The organism is Pseudoalteromonas sp. CO109Y (genome assembly GCF_004208935.1).
In the GTDB taxonomy this organism is placed as follows: domain Bacteria; phylum Pseudomonadota; class Gammaproteobacteria; order Enterobacterales; family Alteromonadaceae; genus Pseudoalteromonas; species Pseudoalteromonas shioyasakiensis.
Genome location: NZ_SGPD01000013.1, coordinates 1 through 24,996 on the forward strand (window position 1 = coordinate 1; position 24,996 = coordinate 24,996).

Here is a 24,996-nt window from a genome sequence, read left to right on the forward strand (position 1 = left end):
ATCTTAACTGTATCTGTGGTGTCTAACGACTCTTGAACGACTTTTATTTTAAATTCGAGGGAATATCTACGCTGTGATTTTACTTTCATGATTACTGACTCCAAAAAGGTGTCTACTTTTATGGAGTCAGATCAGAACTGTGGGGTTGTCCTGTACAGAGTCATCCTCAGCAACAACCCCGCGTAGGAGGCACTTCAGTGCCGAATCTAGACCATAACAAACACATTCACGGCTGAAGCCATTCCTACGTGATGAGAAGGTTAGACGTTATTGATCTACCGGGTTGTTAGGTAACTGAGTCACCCTCAACAACAAACCCCGTAGGGGTACTTCAGTGCCAAATAGACAAGAGACGTTAGATAATAGATGTTAGTTGATCTACCGGGTTGTTAGGTAACTTAGTCACCCTCAGCAACAAACCCCTTAGGGGTACTTCAGTGCCGAATCTAGACCATAACAAGAATATTCATGGCTAAAGCCATTCCTACAAGTAGACTTTGCCTAGAGCCTAGAGCCTAGAGCCTAGAGCCTAGAGCCTAGAGCCTAGAGCCTCCACCGCGCGGCTGAACGCTGACGGCTGAAAGCTGATAGCTCTGTGATGTGTTGGGTTTCGCTCCGCTCTACCCAACCTACGCCAGACCTTAAAACTTTCCCCTCGCTAACTTATGTAACCTACCAACCCAATTTACCCTTTGTTGCAATTTTAATCTTGGTTTAGTACCTGAGCTATGTAAAACTATTTGCGTTTTTAAACCACAATCAGGTGACATGAATGTCTCAAATAAAAGCTTGGAAACTTATTAGCCTGTTTTGTTTGGTAAGCTTGCTTATGGGCTGTGAGTCGAAAGAAGAGCAGCTGAAACAAACAATACAACAATCCATAGAAAAAGCTGAAGTTGAATTAAATCAACTCGGTACAGCGCTTGATAATGGCTCTTTGCGTAATGCGACGATACTAAAACAATACGGCAAGGTGCTTGCTGAGCAGCAACCGCAACTTTCTGAGATCGCCCGTGTAATTAGTCTTGATGCGACTCGTGAAGGTGCTATTTATTCAGGTCTTACACAACGCTTAGCTGATGTTAAGTCTACGTATCTAATACCACCATATGAAGATACTCTTCATCAACTTGATCTTATTCGTGATGCTGCCAAGCCATCTTTATTTCAAGATGCGCTTACCGATCCTATCAATATGCTTGCTGATATGTCGCAGGGGTCACTAGCACGGGTTGGCGCAATTAGTGAGGCTGCTGAAGGTGAAAGTGTTGGTAACCAGTTAGTTGGTAATCCTAACTATGGGCAATGGCAAACGAATAGCAGCGGTACCAGCTTTTGGGTTTGGTACGGGATGTATCGCATGTTAGGCGATGTATTCGACCGAGTTGAGTATGGTCGCTGGAGTCGTCACAGAAAGTACAGTTATTACAATGACTATGGCCGTTATCGTTATTCGAGCCCAAAACAGATTAAAGCACAACAAACGGTAGAGACACGTACACGTCAGTCTTATCAACGCCAAGGTAAACAATTCACTAGTCCGTATGCCAAGAAGCGTAGTGGCGCATCTGGATTAAGCCGTAGCAGCTATACGCCGCCACGCACACGTAGTAGCTATGCTTCTAGCAGTAGTTACAGTAGAAGCTCTGGGTCATTACGTAACAGCTCGAGCAGAACATCACGTGGCATTAGCCGCGGTAAGTAGTGAAAAGAATAACCACCGGAGTTACAACACATGTATGAATTTAATGGAATAACAACTTGGTCGTTGCAAGCTTTAGCAATCGACTTTGCAATCATTATCGCTTTATTTGTCAGCCTAAAATTTATCAAAGGCTGGGTATCTAACTTACACGCTAATGATGAAATAACTGAGCGTGACAATTTTGCTTTTGGTATTAGCTTTGCGGCTGGGCTTGTGGCACTGGCTATTGTTCTTAGTGGCGTGAGTAGCGGCTCATTTGCACCGACTTTACAACAAGAAGCATTACAAATGCTAGGTTATGGTGTGATGGCGATTGTGCTTATCAAGCTAGGTCACTTCTTCCAAGACAAGGTAGCGCTTCGTAAAGTGAGCCTGCATGACGAAATCGTAAAAGGTAATGCGACTGCTGCACTCATTGATTTTGGCCATGTGGTGAGTGTGGCTATTGTTATTCGCTCAGCTTTATTTTGGGTGGCAACCGAAGGCTGGCATGGTATTCCAATTGTGATCGCAGCTTTTGCCATTGGCAGTATTGCGATGCTACTGATCAGTCAATATAGAGTGCAGTTATTCAAGCGTACTAATCGCAGTGGTGATTGCTTACAGCAAGCGGTTATTGACGGTAACTTAGCAGTAGGTATTCGTTATGCTGGCTTTTTAGTGGGTAGTGCATTGGCATTAACGGCTGCATCAGGTATTGCTCCTTATGCGGCTGACAACATTGTTGCTAGTTTAGGATACTGGGCATTAAGTGCAGCAGTGAGTTTAGTTGCTTTCATTTTACTACACTTAGTGACTATCAAAATCATCCTATCTGGTTGTGATATTTCAGATGAAGTGAACCGCCAGAAGAACGTGGGTGTAGCAGCTATCTCTGCAGCAATCTCATTTGCGATTGGTTCGACTATGGCAACCTTGTTAGGTGCCTAATTAAGTGTCTACTACAACAAGCGCCCCAAGTAGAGCCAATCTACTTGGGCATGATTTCCTATTAATAACTGTTATGGCCGTACTCGCTGGGTGCGGCCTTATTTATGAGTACCTGCTATCTCATTATGCAGGTCGTGTCTTAGGCTCGGTCGAGAGTGCCATTTATGCCATGATCGGCACCATGATTGTCGCTATGGGTATCGGTGCATTTTTAGCACGTTGGTTTAAAGATGCATTTACTGCTTTCGCGTGGCTAGAGAGTATTATTGCCTTGGTCGGCATGGGCTGTATTTTAGCGATAGCGAGTGTTATCGCTGTCAGTTATTCATTGCCGCATATCTTCTCCGAAATTTTTAACTTGCCTGCAGATACCGTACTTAATGGCTATGTATTTGAAAAGCTACAAGAGTGGTCACGTTTCTTACCCTATGTGTTTGGTCTGTTACTCGGGCTATTAATTGGTATGGAGATCCCGCTGATTGCGCGTATTCGCCAGCAAGTTTATGGCCGCTTTTTAGAAAATAATGCGGGAACTATTTACGGGGCGGATTATATCGGTGCCGGTGTCGGTGCTGCTATTTGGGTGAGCATTATGCTTGCGATGCCAATTATGCAAGCAGCAGCTTGGACGGCGTTGTTTAATATTATTGCTGGCCTCGTGTTTTTATGGCGCTATCATCAACATGTTCGCTTCGCTAAGTTACTGCTAGTTTGCCATGTGCTGTTGTTGGTATTTTTTGCGTTTGTGCTTGTGTTTGGCACCAGCTGGATGAAAAACTTAAGTAATGTTTTATACAAAGATAAAGTTATCTACTCGCAAGCAACTAAGTATCAGCACCTAGTCTTAACTGAGCGTCTGAGCCGTAATCAGCCCAATGCAATTACCGATCTTTACCTCAATGGCCGTTTACAATTCTCAAGTGTGGATGAGCAAATTTATCATTCTATGCTTGTCTATCCTGCTATGTTGGCTTCAAATCGTCATGACCGCGTGTTGATCATCGGGGGCGGTGATGGACTTGCATTGCGTGATGTTTTGAAGTGGCCAGTAGAGCATGTCACTCTGGTTGACTTAGATGGTCAGCTGTTAAACTTATTTGGTAATGATGTTGGCGACTATGATGCGCCAGAGAAAATCAGAACACGTTTAACAGCGCTAAATAAACATTCTATGAGCGATCCCCGCGCTGATATTCGCATTGCAGATGCCTTTTTAGAGGTCGAAGCTATGCTTGCTAAAGGCGAGCGCTTTGACACTATTTTAATTGACCTACCAGACCCTAATCACCCTGATCTTAATAAGATGTACAGTGATTATTTTTATAATCATGTGCGTCAGTTGTTGGCGCCTGATGGGGCTGTGGCCGTGCAATCAACATCCCCTTATCATGCGAAGAAAGCATTTTTAAGTATTGCTAAAACAATGAAAGCTGCTGGCTTTGGTTATGTTGAGCAATACCAACAAAATATCCCTTCGTTTGGTCAATGGGGTTGGACTATCGCGACCACCGCTGGCAAATCAGCAAGTCAGCGAATTCGCGAAACTAACGAATTACCCGTGCCATCTCGTTGGGTAAGCAAAGAATATTTATTGGCTTCTTTTGTGTTTCCGAATCATTTTTTTGAACAAGTAAACACGATTGAAGTCAATAGATTAGGTTCTGGAACCTTATATGATTATTACCGCCAAGCGTGGCAAGTTGAAACCGAATTGTACAAAAATTGATATTTTATAGTTGACATAATATGTCGGCTATGCAAATCTTAACTCAGACATAATATGTCAAAACGTGAAAAGGTGAGACATGGAATTAAATGAACTATCAATCAAACTGGCTTCTTTTGAAACAGAAGGTGTGAGCTTTGAGTCTTTCTTGATTGCCAACGAAGGTGAACAAGATGTGTTACAAGTTATCGTCGATGGGAATGATGAGTTACCTATCTTTGTTACTCAAACAGAAGAGCAATTACTGTGTATTAGCTACCTGTTTGCTGAAAACGAAGTACAAGCAGATATGCGTAATGAGTTAAACGAAACGTTACTACGTTTAAATGTACCAATCCCATTAAGCGCATTTGCAAAAATTGATGATAAATACGCTATTTTTGGCGCGTTATCGGTTAATTCATCGTTTGATGATATTACCCATGAGTTGGTAACACTGGCAGACAATGCGATTGATGCACTTGAAGCCGTGACCATTTATTTAAACGATTAATTAGCAATTTCTGGAGTTAAGATTATGAGTATTTTAAAGAAACTATTTACAGCTGTACGTGGTGGCGCTCGTGAAGCAGGACAAGCAATTGTTGATGCAAACGGTATCCGTATCTTTGAACAAGAAATTGCTGATGCACAAAATGCCCTACAACGCGCTAAAAAAAGCCTGACCGAAGTAATGGCAAAAGAGATGCAAACGAAGCGTAAAATTAGCGCACTAGATGCATCAATTGCTGAACATGAAGCGTATGCAGGCCAAGCACTTGAAAAAGGTAACGAAGCTCTTGCATTAGAAATCGCAGAAAAAATCGGTGATTTTGAAGCTGAAAAAGCAGAGCACGAAGAAGTGTTAGCTGGTTTTAGTAACCACATTGTGCAACTAAAGCAGCAAGTTAAAGAAGCTGAAAAGTCGATTAAAGAAAACCAACGTCAATTAACAATGGTTAAAACGACTGAGAGTGTGCAGCAAGCAACAATGGCTGTAAACAGCACGCTAAATACTAATAGCTCATCAATGACATCAGCACGTGAGTCTCTAGAGCGTATTAAGCAGCGTCAGCAAGACCGCCAAGACCAGTTAGGTGCGGCTAAGCAACTAGAAGCTGATACTAATGGCGATGATTTAAAAGCGAAAATGGCTGAAGCGGGTATTGGTGATAGCAACCCGAAAAGCGCGGATATTTTGGCGCGTATTAAAGCAAAACAAAATAGCTAATCAGTTAACGGAAAGACAAAAGGTAACCCACGCACTGGGTTACCTTTTTTGCTTCAACAAGGAGTCAGCCAATGTTTAACTTTTTCAAATCTAAAAAAGCCCCAGAGCGTCAGCTTACTGATCCAAGCCAATTACTCGTTGGTGATATGCTGACGGTGATTGATTCGTTCGCTTACCCAAGCTGGTTAAAAGGACAAACACTGCGTGTTATTGATGTGCAAACGTATCAGTACCAACGTAGTGCAGAGTATGAGTTGGTTCTCGAGAGTGAATCTGGCCAAGTGGTGTTTTTGCAAATTGAATCAGATGACGGTGAGCAATGGGCAAACTTTGCGATCAAAATTCAACGCGACGATGTTGATGAGATTTTTACCCTTGATGAGTTCGCTCGTATTTTTGATGAAGACGAATTAACGGCAATTAACGTGCAAAATAGTCCGGAGCGTTTTAGTCACTTTTTAGCATCGAGCTACAAACAATCAGAAGCACCTTATGTGTGTTATTTCCATAATAAGGACTACCGCAATAAGCCTTTACCTCGTTATGAAGATGAAGGCGGTGAGCCGTGTGAAATGATCTGTTTAAGCTCAGATGATGAATCGCATAGTTTAAATATTGAGATTTGGGAAGGCGGTGAAACAGAGGTATCACTGACGTTAACCAGACCAATTAGCGATATTGTTGACTTATTTCCTGGGGATGCCAAGTGAGTGATGCAAAAGCCAAATGGCAGCGTCAGGAGCAAGCCGTTAGAGCCACGCAAATGGCGTTTGATTTAAGCTCTGAAGTGCAAAAATCAATTAAGAAGCAAGCCATTGACCAAGAGCTTACGCCATCAGATATGATCCGTAAGATTTTGGATCTCGACGTTAAGTCAAAAAAAACCAGACAGCGTTTATCGTTTAACTTAAATGATGAAGAGATTGCTTTATTGGCTGAGCGCTTTGGTGTTGCAGCCGATGATAAGCGTGCTGTGAAGCAGCGCGTGGCTGAATTACTCATTGAACACAGTAAAAAAAGCTAAGGTTTTGCCTTTACTTCTTTAAGCCCTTACACTGAGACTAGATGTTTTAAAGAAGTGGCATGACTGTGGATATTATTTTACTTGCGTATTTAGTTATTTTTGCATTATTTGGCACTGCAGCAAGTTACTTTGTTCGCTACATTTATGCTTACTGGGTGCATAATACAATGCAGGTTAAATACATATATAAGGCCGGGGTTTGTATCATCAGCGTGGTGATTGTTTCCGGCCTTATTGCATTATTTACTTAATCTCGATTGCTTGGCACTGCTGTGAAATACACAGCGATTGTACAGGCAGAACTGGTGAGCAATCGTTAACAGTTAATGCTTGATCAGATGACTTCTCAGCCGCTGTAATTCGCTCTGCAAGTTGCTCTGCTTGCTCTTGTGTATTGTTTAACGTTGAATAAACCACATAGCGACTTGGGCCACCACATGCCCGCTCACCAACTTCTAACACCTTACATTGAAAACTCGCAGTACAGCTATTATTGCTAACGATATCGTTCAGCTGATCATTTAAATCACCTAGATCAACGCGTGCAGAGCTACCCGACGTTGTTGTTTCGCAACCGCTTAAAGCAATGCTTGCTAACACAGTTGTGGTGATGAAAAGTTTCTTGAAAGTCGATGAACGAACCATTATTGCTTATTCCTTAGTATACACTTGCCGCTGAGCCTTCGATTCTAACACAAGTATTCTCAGAACACTGCGCACCTGGCGCGGTTAGATGCTGACAAATACTCATCATGTCGTTTGCTGCGTTAAATTGCTTTTCAAGGGCGGTGATATCTTTTGCAAGTTTTTCAACCTCAGCCGTGTCAGCTGTTTTGGTTGAATACACAATGAAACTACTTGGGCCGCCACAGGCACGACTACCAACAGGTAATACTTTACATTGGGTGCTGTTGTCACAGCTAGGATCATCGATTAGCTGTTTAAGTTGCTCATGGGCAGAGCTAATAGTGGCTTTATCTGGGGCTGCTTTGGTCACTTCCTCAGCGTTTTTTATTTCAACGGCTTTTGGTGCCTCGACAAGTTTATTGCTGGTTGCCGTTGATTCGGCTTGCTCATTAGTTGCAGCGTCCGAGCACGCAGTTAATAACACAGGAAATAAAATTGCCAATAGTGGATAGCGCATAACATACCTAAAAATCGTTGAATAAGTACTCACTATCATACACATTGCTCAAAGTGGAGCAATAAAAACGTTAGCTTTCAGTAAGTAGCTCTGTATTCACAGAGCTACAGTAGGATAAAAGTTTTACACCTATTTGCAATAAATAGGTATTACAAACCACCTTGGGTTAGTTTGGCAGGGTTCAGTAACTTGCTCAGTTCTTCGCGCGAAATATCCGTATGCTCAGCAGCAACATCAATAATAGGACGACCTTCTTGATAAGCTAATTTGGCAATTTTTGCGGCTTTGCTATAGCCGATCACCGGATTAAGTGCAGTAACCAGAATTGGGTTTTTAGCGAGCGCTTTATCAACATTGCTTTGGTTTACTTTAAAGCTGGCAATCGCTTTATCTGCCAGTGCTTCACTGCTATTTGCTAACAGTTCGATACTTTGCAAAATGTTTAAGGCAATCACAGGCAGCATTACATTGAGCTCAAAGTTACCCGCTTGACCAGCCACTGTAATGGTTGCGTCATTGCCAATGACTTGTGCGCTGACCATAGCGGCCGCTTCAGGGATCACAGGGTTTACTTTCCCCGGCATAATTGATGAACCTGGCTGTAAAGCCTCAAGCTCAATTTCTCCAAGCCCTGCAAGAGGGCCTGAGTTCATCCAGCGTAAGTCATTGGCTATTTTCATTTGTGCTACAGCAAGTACCTTTAGCTGGCCTGACAGCGCAACAATGGCATCTTGTGAACCGATGTTATAAAAGAAGTTTTTGCTTGGGCTAAAGCGAATACCCACATTCTCACTCAAGTGTTGGCAAAACTCACCGGCAAACGCAGGGTCGGCATTAATACCGGTACCAACTGCTGTGCCACCTTGTGCAAGTTCACAAACTCGCTCAAGAGCTTGGCGAATACCAGCCATTGCATGATCCACTTGTAACTGCCATGCAGCCAGTGTTTGTGCAAAACTCACCGGCATTGCATCCATTAAATGAGTGCGACCGGTTTTAACAATATGGCCTACTTCGGCTTGTTTGCTTTGTAGTCTTTGACTGAGTTTATCGAGTTTAGGAAACAGCTCATAAATGATGTTAATAGCGCTACTTACAGCAATCGCAGTGGGGATCACATCATTTGAGCTTTGTCCCATGTTCACATCATCGTTGGGGTGAATGGTTTCCCCTGCAAATTGGCTCGCCAGCGTTGCAATGACTTCATTGGCATTCATATTTGAGCTAGTGCCAGAGCCTGTTTGAAATACATCAACCGGAAACTCTGAAAAATGTTTACCGTCGATGACCTCTTGGCATGCTTGCTCAATGGCTTTGGCTTTACCTTGGCTCAAATGGCCTAAAGCAGCATTACTTTGCGCGGCAGCTTGCTTAATGTAGGCGAGGGCGGTGATAAATTGCTTAGGCATGGCTAAGCCACTAATTTGAAAATTGTTGATAGCGCGTTGCGTTTGAGCTTGATACAAAGCATTGGCAGGGACTTGTAGCTCACCCATGCTATCTGATTCGGTTCTAAATTGGCTCATAAACACTCCTAAATCGGGTTAAATTCTTGGCTGAGAAGGCACGCTTCTCGCTCCAAACTGAAATACTTTTCAATACAGTTATGAGTTTTGTAGTAACGCTTTAGCGCAAGTTGCGGTTTATAAAGCTGAGCCAAACATTGTTTACGAATTGCATTATGCACTAATGAATCACACATCTTTTCAAGTAGTTCATGAAAGGTGCGTCTTAGATACAGCTCTTGCAAAATAAAGTTGTGATGCTTTTCGTAATAGCGTGCAATGTTTAAACCCGCTTCAACATAGTTCGCAACAAGTGCAGGGGCATGTAGCCCAGGTCTTTGGCAAACACATTTCATTTGCCGCTGATAATGGAGCATAGCATTGTGAGAGTGCATAGAAAAACCGATTAACTGTAATGATAATTGTTATCATTACAGTTAATCGGTTTTAGTGCAAGTCTTATATAATGAAGCTAAGACTGAATGGATTAACTGTGTGTGATTAATTGTAGCCGAGAATAAAAATCTGGTCTGTTTCATGTTTTTTCGGCGCCTGTACATTTTCTTTGTTACATTGAGAAAGAAGATCGATCACGGTTGCTCTGTCGTCACAACTTGTTAAGGCGGCTTTTTCGCTTTCAGCACGTTCGCTGGCTGCAAGTGCTGCATCTACAGCGGTGTAGGGTGAGATATACATAATATTGCTCCTATTGGTTAACTCACTTAGGAAATAGCATAAGCTGTACCAATATTTATCAATAAATTTAACTTGTTGAAAATAATGGTTTTATATTTTTAACTAATAAATTCACCGCGACTTTATTATTTATTTTTGCTTTACTGTTGTGCACTAATTACCAAACATGGTGCACTAATTTGTATGGATAAACCCTTCTCTCAAGCCTGTGAAAACAACAAATTACCTATTTTAAACGTATTAGCAGAGTTCTTTTTTGATGTGACGGATGTATTAGAAGTCGGCTCAGGTACTGGGCAACATAGTGTGCATTTTGCAACGCATTTAGCACATTTGCAGTGGCATTGTAGTGATCGCGAGGTTAATCACCCGGGGATTTTACAATGGCATCAAGAAGCTGCATTAACTAACTTGCATGCGCCACTGACACTCGACCTTAATGATCCTTGGCCGGTTGAAACTGTGAATGCCATTTTTACGGCGAATACAATGCACATTATTAGCTGGCCACTGGTGGAGCGCTTTTTCCAAGGTGTAGCAAAGCATTTAGCGCCAAAAGGTAAACTGTGTATTTATGGACCATTTAAATATCAAGGTAAGTTTACCAGTACCAGTAATGCTGAATTCGATGCGTTTTTAAAACAGCAAGATGCACATAGTGCGATTCGTGATTTTGAAGCGATTTGCCAACTTGCAGAGCAAGCTGGCTTAACCTTGGTTGAAGATGTGCAAATGCCAGCGAATAACCAATTATTGCTGTTTAAAAGGCAGTAAGCTTTCGCAATGGGCTTTATAGAGCGCCATATGTTGGCGTTCTCTAGTTATAAAATCGCTAATGGCAGCTGCAAAATCACCGTGCTGAATATGATGCAGTGAATAGGTAGATACGGGCTTAAAACCGCGACTTATTTTATGCTCACCTTGTGCGCCAGAATGGAACTGTTTAAGTTTGTTGGCAATGCAGTATTCAATGCCTTGGTAATAGCAAAGCTCAAAGTGCAAACTATCAAGCTCATAATTTGTTCCCCAGTATCGACCGTATAAACAGTTCTGATCTTTAAAACTGAGTGTGGCGGCAATCACTTCTCCTTGATACTTAGCGAACATTAACACCAGTTTGTCGGCCATGCTTTGCTGTAATAACTCAAAAAAGGCGGTATTCAAATAACCATTGTGGCCTGAGCGCTTCAAATAGGTTTGGCGGTAAAAATGACTAAATTTCTGCATATGCTGTTTGTTGATGTCAGCACCTTCGAGCCATTCTATGGTTATCTGTTGTTCAGCTATTTTAGCGCGTTCTTTTTTGAGCGATTTACGTTTTCTTGCGGTGAGTGAAGCTAAAAAGTCCTCAAAGTCATTATAGCCTTCATTAAACCACTGAAACTGCACGCCATGACGTTGCATTACGGTGTCGCTAGTTAATGCTGTCGCTTGTTGCTGGTGGCAAAAATTTATATGCCAACCTGACCAGTCTAATTGCGCTGCTGTTGCTGTGAGTATGTGCTGAATATACGCATAGACTTCAGTGGGCTTATTGTGATTTATACTAATTCGTTGCCCTGCAATAGGTGTGAAGGGGACGCCACACAGCCATTTAGGGTAATACTCTAGGCCATGTTGTTGATAGGCTTCAGCCCAAGCCCAGTCAAATACATATTCACCATAAGAGTGGTGTTTTAGATACCCGGGTAGTAAGGCTATGACCTGTTCTTGCTGGTAAATTGCTAGGTGCATAGGTTGCCAACCCGACTCTTCACTCACACAGCCCGTTTGTTCTAAAGCCGCTAAAAAAGCGTGATCAGTAAAGGGCGTATGATCAAAAAATGACTGCCAAAGAGCGGCATCAATCTCGCTTATTTGATTAAACCAGCGGTGGCTAAACTCACTCATTGTGCAGCCGATTCAATATCTTTGATGAAACCGTTGATATGCATAGCAAGTTTATCGAAATAAGGGTTAAACGTGAGTCGTGCAAAGGGTTTGTGCGCTTGTAAATTTTCGGCTGTTCGTTCACCCATCACAACGTCTTTTTGGTATTTGCAGGCTGTATAAAGCTTGTCGTCATCTAAGTAGCTTCCGCAATTGCGATACAATGCTGTGCGACCGTAGTAAGGGTTGCTGGGTTTATTAACAATACCAATATGTGACATTCCTTTGATTTTTTTACAGTCATCGGTGTCGCAGTCATCACGAATTATTTGGTAATCAGCTGGAAAGCTAGCGGGGATGTTTTTGTCATCCCCATAGTATACAAGGCGATCAAGCTGGTTATTTTTGCGCGTTTTTGGGTCGTGCAGCTTAGTTAAAATTTTAAAGGTTGCTTGGTTATCTATTGTGGTGTCAACATCACTAAAAGTGCTAAATATCGCTACATTAGGGAGTTGGCGATGACGAAGCTCATCAAGGCTAATACGGCTCATTGCTTCGTGACTAGCTGAGGCTGCACTAAATGGAAACGACTCATACTTGGCAAAATCAAGGTCCGCGTCTTTATCAATCCAATTCACAAATGGAATCGCATCGACCCATTTCGCCAGCCAACCGTTTTTATTGTGTGGCTCGCTTGCAGGTGAAAACAGCATAGCAGCAGTAATCTTATTATCGACCGGGCCTTGAGTTAAGTAATCAATAACTAGTGCAGCACCGGTTGAGTACCCCCCTAATATCACCTGATCAAAATCTTTTAATGTGCGCTCAATGGCATACACGCTAGCCTTTTGCCAATCATCGGCATCTATGTCTCTAAGTGCTGCAGGAGCGGTACCATGCCCAGGTAGTAAAATTGTGCGTACCGTATACCCTTGTTGATAATACACCTGTGCAAGGTCGTGATAGGTAAAGGGTGAGTCGGTTAAACCGTGGATCAAGAGCACTGCTTTACGGCTATTGGCCTGTTTAAGTTCAAATGGGCTTATTAAATCGGCAACAGTCGCGTTAGCTGGTCGAGCGCCTTGTGCAACAAGCTGCTGATAGGTGTCTGTGTAAACAGGGCATGGCAAACTAGCACGCGGGTTTTCGCTACTAATTTGCAAGTAGGCAGCGGTTAAATAGTCACTAAATGCTTGCTCGATATTATAGCTAAAGGTGCTATGGGTGCGTGGTAATGGCTCTCTAAATAGTCCTTCGCGCTTACTTTTCATCATCAGTTTTTGGTCTTCAAGCTGAGTAAGGCAGGTTTGTTGCTGCGCCATTAATGAGCTGCTAAATAGCCCACTGATGGCCCAAGAGATAGCAACTAAGTTGATGAATTTCATATTTAAGCATCCTTTTAAAGCCTGTTTTTAGCTTATCGAGTTATGTTTTATTTGCAAGCAAGGTGCGTCAAGCGAGCGGTAAATGACGCTTAGTGAACGCTTGTTTTAAGACCACTGTCGATTCGATGTTAGCAATACAATCAATACTACCTAATTTATGTTTCACAAAGCTTTCATAGCTTTCTAAATCAGCGGCAACGATCTTCAGCAGGTAATCATAACTGCCTGAAATAACAGAACACTCAAGTACATGGTCAAGCTTCTCAACCTGCTGTTCAAATTGCTCAGCAGCGGCAACAGAGTTCTGGTTTAAGCGAACAAAGGCATACACAGACACATTTAAATCAACTGCTTTAGGATTGATGGCAGCATGGTAACCACTGATCACATTTGCTGATTCGAGCTTTTTAATGCGGCGTAGGCAAGGGGTATCGGACAGGCTAACCGAGTGTGCCAGCTCTGAGACAGAAGTTCTCGCATTATCCTGTAAAGCATTAAGTAATTGTTGGTCTTTTTTATCTAATTTCATTTTTATTTGAGTGATTTTCACTAATCTAGATGGATTCTAGTCTATATTTTGGCGATTAGCACTCATTGAACTCTGTTAACATTATCGCAATATAATTATTTTGGAGTGAGCCTGTGACTGAGAACACTAAGGCATTTGATAGCTGGCTTCGCACCCGTTTTGTTGAGATCAACAGCGAATTAGAAAAACTATATTGGCAACAAGACGATAAAGCGAATGTAGAGGGTGTCGGTGAGCACCTTAAACGTCAATTAGAGCAAGAAGGTAATGAGCATATTCGTGCCTTACTGGCAGAGGGCAATACCGATGAAGGCTTTGATAATGCCTTTGACTTATTAGGTAATGTTGGCTTGTATATGGCGGCATGCCGTCGCCATGAGATCACTGAGCCTTCTCGTGAAACAAGTTCACCCCTTGTTGAAGCTTCTGCGTTGGCAATGCACATTGGTGCATCTATTGGTGTAACCCCGCGTTTTGCAACGGCGCATTTAACCACCCACAATAAAGCGGTTGATGGCTTGTATAAGCGTTTTACTGACCTTGAAGATGAGAAAATCTTTATTGATTACAATACCAAGGGCATTTTAGCGTATAAGCGCGCGGCAGATGCTTTATTAAAAATTCAGCCGTTAGGGATATCACACCCTATCGCGGCAGATTTACTCGCAGTAGCAAAACAAGCATTGCTTGATGTGATTGAGTCGAACAATACGTTATACAACAAGCTCGATACAGACCGCTTTTTCTATTGTGTACGCCCGTATTACAAGCCGTATCGAGTAGGTAAAGAGGTATATCGTGGCGCGAATGCTGGTGATTTTGCGGGCATTAATGTTATTGATTTACTGCTTGGTCTTTGTTTTGCTAATGAACCTAGTTACTCGCAAATGCTGGTGGATAAATTCTTGTATATGATGCCTGAAGATCAGCAGATCCTGCGTGAAAGCATGCGTATGACAAGTATTATGGATGACTTTTTAGCAGCAGAAGCTGAGCGCGATAGCGAATGGTTACAAACTAACTTAAAGCTGTTCATTCAAGTGTGTAAACTGCATGGTGATACAGCCATTGGCCACCATAATCAGTTGGTCAGTAAATACATAGCGCAGCCTTCACAGCAAATGCAGCAACAACATCTGGATAAAGTCACAGCCAGTGGGCCGCCTTTGCATGTGTTACTTAACTCATTAGAGCAGTTACGTGATCGCCGTGCGGCAGCAAAACGGGATGATATTCGCACTCGGTTTGATGATTTAACTAAGTTAAAACAGTGGATTAAGTAATGAGTAAAGACGATTTTGTAATTCCACAAGGCAGCTATTTGCTTAACCACTCTGTTGGGCGCCCCTTAAAATCTGCTGAGCAGCATTTTCATCAGCAGTTTTTTGCCGCTTGGCAAAATGAAAATAAAGAACCATGGCAACAGTGGTTGCAAGGTGTTGAAGCATTTACGAGTAGTCTCGCTAAATTATTTAACTCGCAAAGTGAGTTATTTTGTCCACAAGTTAACTTATCGAGTGGTTTAACCAAGCTGTTGATGTCGCACCCGCGACTGCAACAAGAAAATTGCAAAGTGTTAATGGCAGAAAGTGACTTTCCAAGCATGGGTTTTGCGATGCAAAAAGCCCTACCTGAAAGTGCTGAAATCGTGTTTATTGGTAAGCATGAAGATTTAACTGATGCGCAGGTTTGGCAGTCATATTTAGCGAAAAATGATATTGATTTAGTCTTTATTAGCCATGTTTATTCAAACACGGGTCAGCAAGCGCCTATTCATGAAATTATAAATATCGCGAAACAACACAACACATTGAGCTTACTAGATGTTGCGCAGTCTGCGGGTATTTTAGAGGTCGACTTAACTAAGCTTGATGCCGATTTTATGTTGGGCTCGAGTGTTAAATGGCTATGTGGTGGACCGGGTGCTGCTTATTTATGGGTTAACAGCAAGCAGCTATCACTTTGCCAGCCACAAGATGTTGGCTGGTTTTCTCATCAAAATCCGTTTGAGTTTGATATTAAGCACTTTGCTTATCATCAAACCGCGTTACGCTTTTGGGGCGGTACTCCTTCAGTTGCACCTTATATTTTAGCTTCGCATAGTATTAATTACTTTGCTGATCTTGGTATTGAGAAAGTACGCGCTCATAACTTAGCAATGCTCGCTCAGTTTCATGATCAATTAGCTGATTATATGCGCTCACCCATACAGGCTGACAAATGCTCTGGTACGGCTATTATGCATTTTGGCGAGCAACAAGCGGCTGTTAAAGCTGCGCTTATTGCAGCGAATATTGCGGTTGATGAACGTCACTTAGGCTTAAGAGTCTCTGCTCATATTTATAATGATCAGCAGGATATAGATACTTTTATCACGACTGTGAAAAGCGCCTTAAATTAAGAGCTTGTCGAGCTTTTGCTTTGACGGAACGCCAGTGCGTCATTGGTTTTTCGGGGACCAGCGCTAAAATTTGCTCAAAGTCGATGTCATCAATACTGACTTCGTTGCTGTGGGCAAACATAATCCGTTTTGGTTGTAGCGCTTTTAGCATCAACAAAGAGCTTAAATACAGCTTCGGGTAAAAAACAGGAAAGGGTGGTACAAGCTGCCCTTTTACTTTCACTAGTAAATCAGCAATGTAAATTCGCTCGCTAGGAATATGATACAGGCTAATATCTCGGTCAGTGTGACCTGGGCTATGTAGTGCTTGCCAATCGTCAAAGCCGGGTAGGGTTGCATCAGTGGCAAGGTAATAGTCAGCATCTAAATGGCGGCTGTACCAAAGATTGTGGCGTTTTTTATTTAACCTACCGGCGACCCACCAAGCTAAAGCGATATCGGTTAAGTGCATTAAGAAACCATCAATGCCTCTATACCATTGACCTGGAGCATTCGACGTCGCTATTTTGCCGCCGCTTAACTTTCTTAGTGCATGCGCTCCACCGGCATGATCTGGGTGCATATGGGTGACTACAATCAGTTTTAAGTCAGTGATGGGGCGCTTTAGTTGTTCGGTAATATAGTCAAATACTGTATCAACATCAGCACGGCAACACCCATCAAGTAGCATCAATTTATCTGGATATTCAACTAAATAGATATTTTGAATATAACCTTCGAGCGTGTGAATGTGCAAAACGATTGATCCCTAAACTAAATCAGCAAATGTTGTTATATCATGTCTGACCAGTTTTAGTAAGTTAAGCTAATTGGATTGCGTGCCTCGCTCTTTGAGCTGCTTTTTGTTTTCTTCTAGCTGTGCTACTTGTTTTTCGAGGATGCTGATTTGGCTTTTATAGTAAGCGTTAATACGCTCACTTTGTTTGCTGATAGCATCATCAATAGACGCTGCGCCTAACCTATTTGCGGCATCTTGCGTCATATTATTGAGTTTATCGATGCGCTTACTTTGTTGTTTTTGTAGTTCTTTAATTTCTAGCTGAAGGCGCTCTATTTCACGATCGGCTTTTTGAATTTTTAAATAATCTTCAACACTTAAGTCGGCAGGCTTTTGTGGCTTTTGCGGCTGCTCTGTAGCTGGTGTTTTGCTACTTGCTGGTGGCGGTGAAATTTTCACGATTACTGCATCTTTCCCACAAGGCTGCTCCGTAAAAGTGGCAACCCCGTCAATCATGCACTTATAAATAGTAGCTTGACTGTAGGCGCTGGCAAATAGGGCAAGAGTAAAAAATGCAAAACGAAACATAGCATCACTTTGTGTAGCAAATAGATACTTAGCATGCATGAAATATAATGAAGTGTGCAAGTTTTCGGGCATAAAAAAACCGCTTAAAAGCGGTTTTTAATAATAAAATGGTGGAGAAGGAGGGATTCGAACCCTCGATAGAGCTACAAACCCTATACTCCCTTAGCAGGGGAGCGCCTTCGGCCACTCGGCCACCTCTCCAGCGCATAATTCTGATTGTAATTTGCTGAAATTAACCAACAAATAAAAATAAGTGGTGGAGAGATAGGGATTTGAACCCTAGAGGGGCTACAAACCCCTGCCGGTTTTCAAGACCGGTGCATTCGACCACTCTGCCATCTCTCCACATCGTGATGCGAGAATAATACTTAGCTGAATCGGCTGTGTAAATAGGAAAAAGTTTGTTTGCTTGTTTTTTGAGCGTAAAGAGGGAGTTTTTTGTAAAAAGGTTTAATTAATTGCTGTTTTTAACTTAAAAGAAAGGGGTTGGAGCAGTAAACGGAGGAGCTAAAGAAGGATCTTCGTTAGTGGTTGGGTGTTTACTGCACCGATAAAGTAACCATGGTTGGGGATTACTTTTGTTGTACTACGCCGCCAAGAGCTAACTTTTTGCCGTAGCGATTTAGTTTTGCCAACATTTTTGCTTTGCGGTTTGTTGGTTTTACGGCAACATGAGTTGCAGCGTTTTGGTTTAATGTATTAATTGGGTTCATTACTTTGCTCCGGGTTGTGTTTGGTTGAAAACGTGAGTATTTTGCAATCAAACTGAACAAAAATAAAACGATAAAAATTGAGTCTGTCGGATAACTTTTTCTAATCCAAAAACCTTTTATTAACATGGGGTTAAGTTTTTAACTTAGTGGTATCTTGCATTCTTATGCAGTTTGTTTAACGCTGAAGTGTAGGTAAATAAAGGTTTTTAGTTTTTATTCTTTTTATTTATGCGTTTTTAGAGTGAGAAAGTGACTAAATATTCAGATTAATATAATTTGAACGAGTGTGGTGTTTTTCCATGCAAGAAAAGAAGTAACCGTTGATGTTGATAATAATAAAGCCAAGTGACAAAAAAAATCATAAAAACAGTGTTGATTGGCTACTAAAAGAATGTAAAAAAAGACAGATTGAGCCTGAACTGTATTTAACCACAGGCAAGTTTGAGAATGATTGCGCTGATATAGCGCTTTTAGCTAAGAACCAGACTCAAGTTGTGGTGATTGGTGGTGATGGGACGCTGCATTTAGCTGTTAATGCATTAATGTCGAGTCGCTGCTCTATCGCGTTAATTCCGGCAGGCACAGGAAATGATTTTGCTCGTGGCTTTGCGTGTAAACAACAGGCTTGGTATGACGCTGTTTTTATTAGCCGTACTGAGTTAATCGATGTTGGACAAATCAATCAGCGCTATTTTATTAATGTGGCGGGAATAGGTTTTGACGCTGAAGTCGTGACTCAACTAAATAAAGCCGGAAGTTTTAGCTCGTTTGGCTACACTTGGCAGGGCATCAAGCAGCTATTTTCATTTAAGGCACAGTCAGTTCAGGGTGAGTTTAATGGTAAAGCACTCAGCTACAGTAATTTAGCGACGATTTTTGCTAATCATCATTACTTTGGTGGTGGCTTAAAGATTGCCCCTCGGGCAAAGTTAAATGATGGTCAGCTTGATTGCTACTGCATGCCAGCTGGCGGTTTGTTGAAAAACCTGATCAGCTTTTTGTATTTACTGCTCGTAAAGCATCATGGTTTGCAAGCGCTAGAATATACCCAGTTAACAACTGCAGAGGTCACCACGAAAGGGTTGGCTATAGAAGCCGATGGTGAGCTTGTTGGTTTTACTCCGGCTAAGATTAAGATACACAAACAAGCACTTCGTTTTCATATGCCATAAAAAAGCGCCGGCAAATTTGCCGGCGCTTGGTGTTAGAGGCGACATAGTCACTTCTAACTGGGGACGGAGCTTTTTTGCTGTAGGTTACGTGCAGCAAAAAATGCTTTAATTTGTCGAGTAGGAGTCAGCACGATAGCATTACCGAATAACACCAAGCTAAATCCCATAAAGGTATTCGCTTGCCATTCAAATCCTTCAAATAAAGTACTTAACACCACTGCAACCAGTGGGAATAACACGATCACATAGCTTGCGCGCTCAGGGCCGATGTTTTTAAGTAGCGCGAAGTAACAAGCAAATGCGATTACGGTGCCAAACACTGCTAAGTAGAAAAGCGATACCCAATAGCTACTTGGGGCGTTCAACGTGAGCTCAACGTCGCTTACTAAAACATAAGCAGCTAGACCTAAAGCGCTGTATAACATACCCCAGGCATTGCCTTGAAGTACGCCAATGTTACGTTGTGAATTTCGAACACTGACCATATTCCCCAATGAAGCCACAAAGGTTCCAGATAGCGCAAGTAGTAACCCGACCAACGCACCGTTACTCAAGTCGAATTGCTGAATTTGTGGCCAAAATAAGCTGGCAATACCCATTACGCCAAGTAGAGCCCCAAAGTAAATTCGTTTAGCAATTGGCTTTGCGAAGAACAAGCGGGTGTTAATAATGTTCATCAATAGCAACATCGAAAACGCTATTGAGGCCATTGCTGAGGTGAGATAGTTCTGCGCCCAATACAGCACTAAATAATTTAAACCAAAGTTAAATAAGGCTAATAAAGCAAAAAATCCGTGATCACGCAGTGAATAATGCATAGGTAGCTTTTTCATGAGCACAAAGGCCCACATTAAAATAGCTGCAATGGCAAAGCGGTAAAATAAAGAGACCTCAACAGCGACATCACCTAGTTGAAACTCAATAGCTAGCCAAGTCGATCCCCAGATCAGTACTGTAGCAAGGTAGAGAGCGGCGCTTTTCATAGTTAGTACCCAAAAATTGAAAGTATGTTCATTTTAATCCTCTTCTGTATACTTAACATATACAGAAAAATAGAAATGCAACCTATACAGTTTGGTGGGCTATGTCACAAGTTATCAGTCGTAGTAACAGTGAGTTCTTATATCAACAAGTTATTCAGCTAGTTAGAGATCTTTGCTTGCAAGGCTCGTTATTACCGGGTGAAAAGTTACCTTCGCTCAGAAAAATGGCAGACAAGCTCAACATCAGTATTCCTACTGTAAAACAAGCGTATCAATTACTTGAAGGGCAAGGATTGATTGAAGCAAGAGAAAAGTCAGGGTACTTTTTAAAGTCTTCACAGTTAAATCAGTCACGACCAAAGCGAGTTAGGCTCAGTCGAGAGCCGACCACAGTCAATAAGCAAGGCTTGATTGAGCAAGTCTACAGCGCTATCCATAAAGCTAATGTGGTGCCATTTGGTATCGCCAACCCTGTAGCCGCTGCACCGACAGATAAAGCACTGGCACGAACAATGCGCCGAGTAATGACATTAGCGGGCGCATCGGCAATTAATTACGGCCCGATGGATGGCTTTGCACCACTTAAAAAACAACTCATTCATCGCTATCTTGATTTTGGCATTGGGGTTGATAGCGATGAATTAGTGATCACCAATGGTGCTCAAGAAGCGTTGGCGATTGCCCTTAAGTGTGTCGCTAAACCCGGTGATGTTATTGCTATCGAGTCGCCTTGTTATTTTGGCATTATCGAATTAATTGAAAGCTTAGGCTTAAAGGCACTGGAAATACCGCTATGCCCCGATGAAGGAATATGGCTAGATGATTTGGCTCAAGCACTCGATGAGCATGATATAAAAGCCTGTGTGTTTTCAACCTCATTAAATAATCCTGTTGGCAGTTTTATGCCTGATGCCAAGCGTGAGCAATTAGTGGCACTTTTAGAGCAGCGTGACGTGGTGCTTATTGAGGATGATGTTTATGGCGACTTACATTTTACAGCTAAGCGTGCCACTCCTGCACAAGCTTATTCAAAAAAGGGCTTAGTGATCACCTGCGCGTCGTTTTCAAAAACAGCCGCACCTAGTTACCGCATTGGTTGGATCATTGCCGGTAAGTTTGCAGAGCAAGCAAGGCGACACAAACGTGCGCTTAGTTGCTCAGCGCCACTTATAAACCAGTGGACCTTGTATGAGTTTATAGCTAGCGGTGAGTACGACCGTAACATTCGTTTGCTTAGACAGCGCTTAAGTACCAATAAAGAACGTATGATTTGGTGCCTGCAGCAATATATGCCAAGTTGTGCGCGTATAAGTAACCCGCAAGGGGGCTGTGTTATCTGGGTTGACCTTGGTAGCCAATATGATGCGGTAAAGTTATTCCACTTGGCATTAGAGGCGGGGATCAGCATTACTCCAGGGTTGATATTCTCAGCGGGTAAAAAGTACCGTAGCTGTTTTCGCTTAAGTTATGGCTTGCCTTGGTCTGAAAACTTAGAGCAGGCGATTAAAACGTTATCGCAACTGACTGTGCTGGCCAAAAAATAAAAAGCGCAGAGCAAGCTCTGCGCGAAAGGACCAAGTGTTTTGGTTCAGGGATGTTAATTCATTACTCTGCGTTCTGTTTAAAAGTAAATAGTTGATACTCTTTTAGCTCTGGTACTAGAACCACTAGCTCTTGCTCTTTATGAGCGATATCAGCAAAGCTGCCGCATAATGCATCTGCACGCTCTTCAAGTTGAGCTGCTTGAGTTTCTACGCGCGCTTCGATTTGTGCGCCCATGTTTTCCATACGTTGCTCAAACTCATCCATGTCGCCACCTGAACCTAAAAGTTCAGAGCCTAGCGCCACTAAAATACTGCCCATCGATTGCATCATGGCTGACTCGACAGCCGATTCGATTTGCTCATCGAATTGGTCTTCAAAGTTTTGGCCAAATTTTTCGAAATTTTGCTGACCCATGGTGAACGCACCTTGCTGATAGAAAGCGTTTTGTACTTCTACGCTGATATCGTCCATTAATTCTGAAATGTCGCTTAGGCCATCAATATTGAAAGCATTTGAGACTTCTTCGATGGCTACACCAGCTATTTTTACACCATCAAGTGCGATATTTGCTACTTCAGGAAGTTGGCTGCGTAAGCTGTCTGAGTAATCTGCAATTGCTTGCTGTTGTGAAGCATCAAGCGACACGCTTTGACCATCGATATATAAAGTGTGTTGATCGATGATTTTCATAGTGCGATTATCGGCTGTGTATACTTCTAACTCGCTTGGTGTAATGCGTACATCATTTATAAATTCAACATCACACTGCTCACCGCTGAATGAAATATTTGTATCATTATCGTTATGAGCCATTGCGCCGGTAGCGATAAATAAAGAACTTACTAACAATAACTTTTTCATTTTTTTCTTTCCTGTTTGAAATGACACAAATACATAATCAAATTGAATGCCAAAATTCATAAATTCAATTAATTCAATAGTTTGTTGTGTTTTAAGGCTTTTTCAAAAATAGCGGGGAATAATTTTTTAACCATTTTTTAGTCAAATTAACTAAAAAATACACATGCATAAATGACTTTTATCGAAACGATAAAAAACTCTCACTTTTCAGAAATCAAATTTAGCGCTATTTATTCACAATATTGACATATGACCTATTTAGCATGGGTGTATGGCTTTATTTTGGTGGTTTTTTAGATACTAAATTACTACCGAGCTTTTTAATCTTTGCCAATTCATCGAGCAAATTTTAATCTCAAGAATTGGTCTCAAACACTTTATGGAGTGGGTTGTGGGTAAGACATTTAGTTATGACGCGCTAGATGACGATTTTGTTGAAGACGAGTACGAAATGGTCGGGCGTAATCAACACGACAAGAAAAAGCAACGCGTAAAGAAGAAGTTGGAAGACTATCTTGAACAAAAACGCTTGCGCAGAAACTTAGGCGATGACGACTTTGACGAGTACTTGAACGACTAAGCATAAATTTAGATAAAGAGGCAATTTGCCTCTTTATTGCTTTTAGGCTTTGTTATTTGTCCAGTGCAGCTGCGATGTCTGACTCGAGCTGTTCAGGCTTTGTCAGTGGCGCATATCGCTTAATGGCCTTGCCATCTTTACCAATTAAAAATTTGGTGAAATTCCATTTTATTTTGCGGGTGATAAACCCCGGTAATTCTGATTTTAGGTATCTAAAAACAGGGTGAGCATGTTCGCCATTCACATCGACTTTGCTCATCATTAAAAAGCTAACGCCGTAGTTAATTAGGCAGCCTTCTTTAATTTCTTTTGCATCACCTGGTTCTTGTTTGCCAAACTGGTTACATGGAAAACCAATTATTACTAAGCCTTGCTCATGATATTTTTCATGCAGTGCTTGTAAGCCTTCATATTGTGGAGTGAAACCGCATTTACTTGCGGTATTTACAACAAGCACAACCTTGTTTTCAAAATCAGAAAAGTCAACGGTTTGGCCTTGTAGGCTGGTGGCAGAAAGTTGGTGAAATTCGCTCATAATGATAACTTTTTATTATTGTTGCATTGATTCTAACTTGCTTGGCATCTTTCTAAAAGGGTAAATTTTAATCAGCGGTTTTTCTTACTTGGCGTTAAGCATCGCAGCTAACTTAAAATTATAAACAATCCCATCCCTGCCAGTGTTGTGTAGTATATGTTATGTGTTTTATAGGCCACGATAACAGACACAACAGCAGCACTTAGGTAAGGGTTTTGCCAATCTAGATTTATCCCTTCGTCATTAATAAACACAATGGGCACCCAAATTGCGGTGAGTACGGCTGGGGCGCTAAAACTTAAGAATTGCTGCATTTTGGGGCCGACTTTGAATGGTAATGCGCGGTGCAAAAATAAGTAACGTGTGAAGAAGGTGATACACGCCATTAATAAAATGGTGATCATCATAGCGTATGCTCCTCTTTTGCTTGCCAGCGAATAATTAGATAACCAACCGTCATAGCGATAAGAGCCGCGGTGACAAGCCAAAGTTGAAAGCCCTGATTTTTTAATAGCGTTGCAACAACGCCAGCGGTGATCACAGTAGCTAGTGTTGCAAGGTTTTTTACACCCGGAATAACTAAAGCAATAAACGTGGCTGCGATGGCGAAATCAAGCCCTAGGTGTGTTAAATCGGGAAGGAGGCTTCCTGCGACAATACCTAGCAAGGTCCAGATATTCCAAGCAATATAAAAACTAAACCCGGCACTGAGTGCGTAAATAAGGCGCACTTTTGTGCGATAGGCTTTGCGATGATGCGAAAAAGCAAATAATTCATCCGTCAGTACAAAACTCACAGGCAGGCGCCAACGAAAGGGTTGATCTATGACTTTGTGGCGAATAGCTAAACCATATAAAAAGTGCCGTGAGCTAATAATGAGAGTGGTAAATAAGATAGTTAAAAGCGGGGTATTGCCGGCCATTAATTCAATCGCAACGAGTTGTGCTGATCCTGCAAATACCAACAACGACATAGCTTGTGTTTCTAAAGCACTGAAGCCATTTTGAACGGCTAACGAGCCACATAAAATCCCCCAAGGTAACACCGCAAGACATAAGGGGAGCATGTCGAAAAACCCTTTTAGCAAGGCTCTTATTGTTGATTTATGCATCTTATCGCTCATGTTTGTTGTTATGGCTTAGATCAAAACAGCTGAAATAGAGGTGTGTCAAAATAA

At 41.9% G+C, this 24,996-nt stretch carries 30 protein-coding genes and 2 tRNA genes; 14 read left to right on the plus strand and 18 right to left on the minus strand.

Translation table 11 applies throughout. The features are described 5' to 3' along the window. The first annotated feature begins 772 nt into the window (after positions 1-772). The 8 genes from EXT43_RS04830 to EXT43_RS04865 all read left to right on the plus strand — a co-directional run bounded on the left by EXT43_RS04830 (position 773) and on the right by EXT43_RS04865 (position 6,846). The gene (locus EXT43_RS04830; protein ID WP_058585354.1) at positions 773-1,705 is read left to right on the plus strand and encodes a hypothetical protein; all 933 of its coding nucleotides are present in this window, start codon (positions 773-775) and stop codon (positions 1,703-1,705) included. A gap of 30 nt (positions 1,706-1,735) precedes the next feature. Next, a complete protein-coding gene (locus EXT43_RS04835; protein ID WP_062566277.1) occupies positions 1,736-2,635 on the plus strand; it encodes a DUF350 domain-containing protein in 900 nt (299 codons plus the stop codon). A gap of 4 nt (positions 2,636-2,639) precedes the next feature. Next, positions 2,640-4,361, plus strand: coding sequence for a polyamine aminopropyltransferase (locus EXT43_RS04840; RefSeq protein ID WP_130166492.1), 1,722 nt, complete (start codon positions 2,640-2,642; stop codon positions 4,359-4,361). A gap of 79 nt (positions 4,362-4,440) precedes the next feature. After that, the gene (locus EXT43_RS04845) at positions 4,441-4,854 is read left to right on the plus strand and encodes a DUF2170 family protein (RefSeq protein WP_054563728.1); all 414 of its coding nucleotides are present in this window, start codon (positions 4,441-4,443) and stop codon (positions 4,852-4,854) included. Positions 4,855-4,878: 24 nt separating this feature from the next. After that, on the plus strand, positions 4,879-5,571 hold the full coding sequence (locus EXT43_RS04850; protein ID WP_130166493.1) for a PspA/IM30 family protein: 693 nt from the start codon (positions 4,879-4,881) through the stop codon (positions 5,569-5,571). Between the two features lie 71 nt (positions 5,572-5,642). Beyond that, positions 5,643-6,281: a hypothetical protein gene (locus tag EXT43_RS04855; protein WP_055199258.1), complete on the plus strand. Its 639-nt coding sequence runs from the start codon at positions 5,643-5,645 to the stop codon at positions 6,279-6,281. Continuing rightward, positions 6,278-6,595: a hypothetical protein gene (locus EXT43_RS04860; protein ID WP_062566275.1), complete on the plus strand. Its 318-nt coding sequence runs from the start codon at positions 6,278-6,280 to the stop codon at positions 6,593-6,595. Before EXT43_RS04855 ends, EXT43_RS04860 begins: the two co-directional genes overlap by 4 nt. 65 nt (positions 6,596-6,660) lie before the next feature. Continuing rightward, positions 6,661-6,846 carry a hypothetical protein gene (locus tag EXT43_RS04865; protein WP_062566286.1) on the plus strand — a complete coding sequence of 62 codons (186 nt, stop codon included), beginning with the start codon at positions 6,661-6,663 and terminating at the stop codon, positions 6,844-6,846. On the opposite strand, the gene EXT43_RS04870 is transcribed toward EXT43_RS04865, so the two are convergent. The 5 genes from EXT43_RS04870 to EXT43_RS04890 all read right to left on the minus strand — a co-directional run bounded on the left by EXT43_RS04870 (position 6,839) and on the right by EXT43_RS04890 (position 9,940). Then, positions 6,839-7,240: a hypothetical protein gene (locus EXT43_RS04870; protein WP_058585357.1), complete on the minus strand. Its 402-nt coding sequence runs from the start codon at positions 7,238-7,240 to the stop codon at positions 6,839-6,841. The genes EXT43_RS04865 and EXT43_RS04870 overlap by 8 nt on opposite strands. A gap of 13 nt (positions 7,241-7,253) precedes the next feature. After that, a complete protein-coding gene (locus EXT43_RS04875; protein ID WP_062566274.1) occupies positions 7,254-7,739 on the minus strand; it encodes a hypothetical protein in 486 nt (161 codons plus the stop codon). Between the two features lie 149 nt (positions 7,740-7,888). Continuing rightward, a complete protein-coding gene (locus EXT43_RS04880; RefSeq protein WP_062566273.1) occupies positions 7,889-9,265 on the minus strand; it encodes a class II fumarate hydratase in 1,377 nt (458 codons plus the stop codon). Between the two features lie 8 nt (positions 9,266-9,273). Continuing rightward, complete coding sequence (locus tag EXT43_RS04885) at positions 9,274-9,639, minus strand: hypothetical protein (RefSeq protein WP_054554609.1); 366 nt, start codon at positions 9,637-9,639, stop codon at positions 9,274-9,276. 106 nt (positions 9,640-9,745) lie between these two features. Next, positions 9,746-9,940: a hypothetical protein gene (locus tag EXT43_RS04890; protein WP_054554610.1), complete on the minus strand. Its 195-nt coding sequence runs from the start codon at positions 9,938-9,940 to the stop codon at positions 9,746-9,748. 183 nt (positions 9,941-10,123) lie between these two features. Here EXT43_RS04890 and EXT43_RS04895 point away from each other — a divergent pair, with 183 nt between their 5' ends. Then, the gene (locus tag EXT43_RS04895) at positions 10,124-10,714 is read left to right on the plus strand and encodes a DUF938 domain-containing protein (RefSeq protein WP_130166494.1); all 591 of its coding nucleotides are present in this window, start codon (positions 10,124-10,126) and stop codon (positions 10,712-10,714) included. Here the strand turns inward: EXT43_RS04895 and EXT43_RS04900 are convergent. From EXT43_RS04900 to EXT43_RS04910, 3 genes are all read right to left on the minus strand, one after another. After that, positions 10,691-11,830, minus strand: a complete 1,140-nt coding sequence (locus tag EXT43_RS04900; RefSeq protein WP_130166495.1) for a GNAT family N-acetyltransferase — start codon at positions 11,828-11,830, stop codon at positions 10,691-10,693. The two genes, EXT43_RS04895 and EXT43_RS04900, sit on opposite strands and share 24 nt — an antisense overlap. Continuing rightward, positions 11,827-13,194, minus strand: coding sequence for an alpha/beta fold hydrolase (locus tag EXT43_RS04905; protein WP_130166496.1), 1,368 nt, complete (start codon positions 13,192-13,194; stop codon positions 11,827-11,829). The genes EXT43_RS04900 and EXT43_RS04905 overlap by 4 nt, the downstream gene beginning before the upstream one ends. 67 nt (positions 13,195-13,261) lie before the next feature. Then, positions 13,262-13,723 carry an Lrp/AsnC family transcriptional regulator gene (locus EXT43_RS04910; protein ID WP_062566269.1) on the minus strand — a complete coding sequence of 154 codons (462 nt, stop codon included), beginning with the start codon at positions 13,721-13,723 and terminating at the stop codon, positions 13,262-13,264. 113 nt (positions 13,724-13,836) lie between these two features. Here EXT43_RS04910 and EXT43_RS04915 point away from each other — a divergent pair, with 113 nt between their 5' ends. Both EXT43_RS04915 and EXT43_RS04920 read left to right on the plus strand, forming a co-directional pair. After that, positions 13,837-15,006, plus strand: coding sequence for a monodechloroaminopyrrolnitrin synthase PrnB family protein (locus EXT43_RS04915; RefSeq protein ID WP_062566268.1), 1,170 nt, complete (start codon positions 13,837-13,839; stop codon positions 15,004-15,006). Continuing rightward, positions 15,006-16,124: an aminotransferase class V-fold PLP-dependent enzyme gene (locus EXT43_RS04920; RefSeq protein WP_062566267.1), complete on the plus strand. Its 1,119-nt coding sequence runs from the start codon at positions 15,006-15,008 to the stop codon at positions 16,122-16,124. Before EXT43_RS04915 ends, EXT43_RS04920 begins: the two co-directional genes overlap by 1 nt. Here EXT43_RS04920 and EXT43_RS04925 read toward each other — a convergent pair. The 5 genes from EXT43_RS04925 to EXT43_RS20650 form a co-directional block, all read right to left on the minus strand. Further along, positions 16,096-16,860 (minus strand): MBL fold metallo-hydrolase, encoded by a 765-nt coding sequence (locus tag EXT43_RS04925; protein ID WP_062566266.1) that lies wholly within the window; start codon positions 16,858-16,860, stop codon positions 16,096-16,098. The genes EXT43_RS04920 and EXT43_RS04925 overlap by 29 nt on opposite strands. Before the next feature lie 69 nt (positions 16,861-16,929). Next, positions 16,930-17,430, minus strand: coding sequence for a DUF4124 domain-containing protein (locus tag EXT43_RS04930; protein ID WP_165385083.1), 501 nt, complete (start codon positions 17,428-17,430; stop codon positions 16,930-16,932). Between the two features lie 108 nt (positions 17,431-17,538). Further along, a tRNA-Ser gene (locus tag EXT43_RS04935) sits at positions 17,539-17,631 on the minus strand. A 53-nt stretch (positions 17,632-17,684) separates the two neighbouring features. Further along, positions 17,685-17,775, minus strand: a tRNA-Ser gene (locus EXT43_RS04940). 227 nt (positions 17,776-18,002) lie between these two features. Continuing rightward, complete coding sequence (locus EXT43_RS20650; RefSeq protein WP_165385084.1) at positions 18,003-18,143, minus strand: hypothetical protein; 141 nt, start codon at positions 18,141-18,143, stop codon at positions 18,003-18,005. Between the two features lie 323 nt (positions 18,144-18,466). On the opposite strand from EXT43_RS20650, the gene EXT43_RS04945 reads away from it, so the two are divergent. Further along, positions 18,467-19,315, plus strand: coding sequence for a YegS/Rv2252/BmrU family lipid kinase (locus tag EXT43_RS04945; protein WP_062566263.1), 849 nt, complete (start codon positions 18,467-18,469; stop codon positions 19,313-19,315). Positions 19,316-19,368: 53 nt separating this feature from the next. On the opposite strand, the gene EXT43_RS04950 is transcribed toward EXT43_RS04945, so the two are convergent. Further along, positions 19,369-20,298 carry an EamA family transporter gene (locus EXT43_RS04950; protein ID WP_054563712.1) on the minus strand — a complete coding sequence of 310 codons (930 nt, stop codon included), beginning with the start codon at positions 20,296-20,298 and terminating at the stop codon, positions 19,369-19,371. 101 nt (positions 20,299-20,399) lie between these two features. Between EXT43_RS04950 and EXT43_RS04955 the strand changes: the two genes are divergently transcribed. Beyond that, positions 20,400-21,842 carry a PLP-dependent aminotransferase family protein gene (locus EXT43_RS04955; protein WP_054563711.1) on the plus strand — a complete coding sequence of 481 codons (1,443 nt, stop codon included), beginning with the start codon at positions 20,400-20,402 and terminating at the stop codon, positions 21,840-21,842. A 61-nt stretch (positions 21,843-21,903) separates the two neighbouring features. Here EXT43_RS04955 and EXT43_RS04960 read toward each other — a convergent pair whose 3' ends face one another. After that, positions 21,904-22,704 (minus strand): YggN family protein, encoded by an 801-nt coding sequence (locus EXT43_RS04960; protein ID WP_054563710.1) that lies wholly within the window; start codon positions 22,702-22,704, stop codon positions 21,904-21,906. A gap of 391 nt (positions 22,705-23,095) precedes the next feature. Here EXT43_RS04960 and EXT43_RS04965 point away from each other — a divergent pair, with 391 nt between their 5' ends. Continuing rightward, positions 23,096-23,284: a hypothetical protein gene (locus EXT43_RS04965; RefSeq protein ID WP_082389337.1), complete on the plus strand. Its 189-nt coding sequence runs from the start codon at positions 23,096-23,098 to the stop codon at positions 23,282-23,284. A gap of 52 nt (positions 23,285-23,336) precedes the next feature. Here EXT43_RS04965 and EXT43_RS04970 read toward each other — a convergent pair whose 3' ends face one another. From EXT43_RS04970 to EXT43_RS04980, 3 genes are all read right to left on the minus strand, one after another. After that, positions 23,337-23,819, minus strand: coding sequence for a glutathione peroxidase (locus EXT43_RS04970; protein WP_130166497.1), 483 nt, complete (start codon positions 23,817-23,819; stop codon positions 23,337-23,339). A 107-nt stretch (positions 23,820-23,926) separates the two neighbouring features. After that, positions 23,927-24,226, minus strand: a complete 300-nt coding sequence (locus EXT43_RS04975; RefSeq protein WP_063529256.1) for an AzlD domain-containing protein — start codon at positions 24,224-24,226, stop codon at positions 23,927-23,929. Next, complete coding sequence (locus EXT43_RS04980; protein ID WP_063529257.1) at positions 24,223-24,930, minus strand: AzlC family ABC transporter permease; 708 nt, start codon at positions 24,928-24,930, stop codon at positions 24,223-24,225. Before EXT43_RS04980 ends, EXT43_RS04975 begins: the two co-directional genes overlap by 4 nt. Positions 24,931-24,996: the final 66 nt, after the last annotated feature.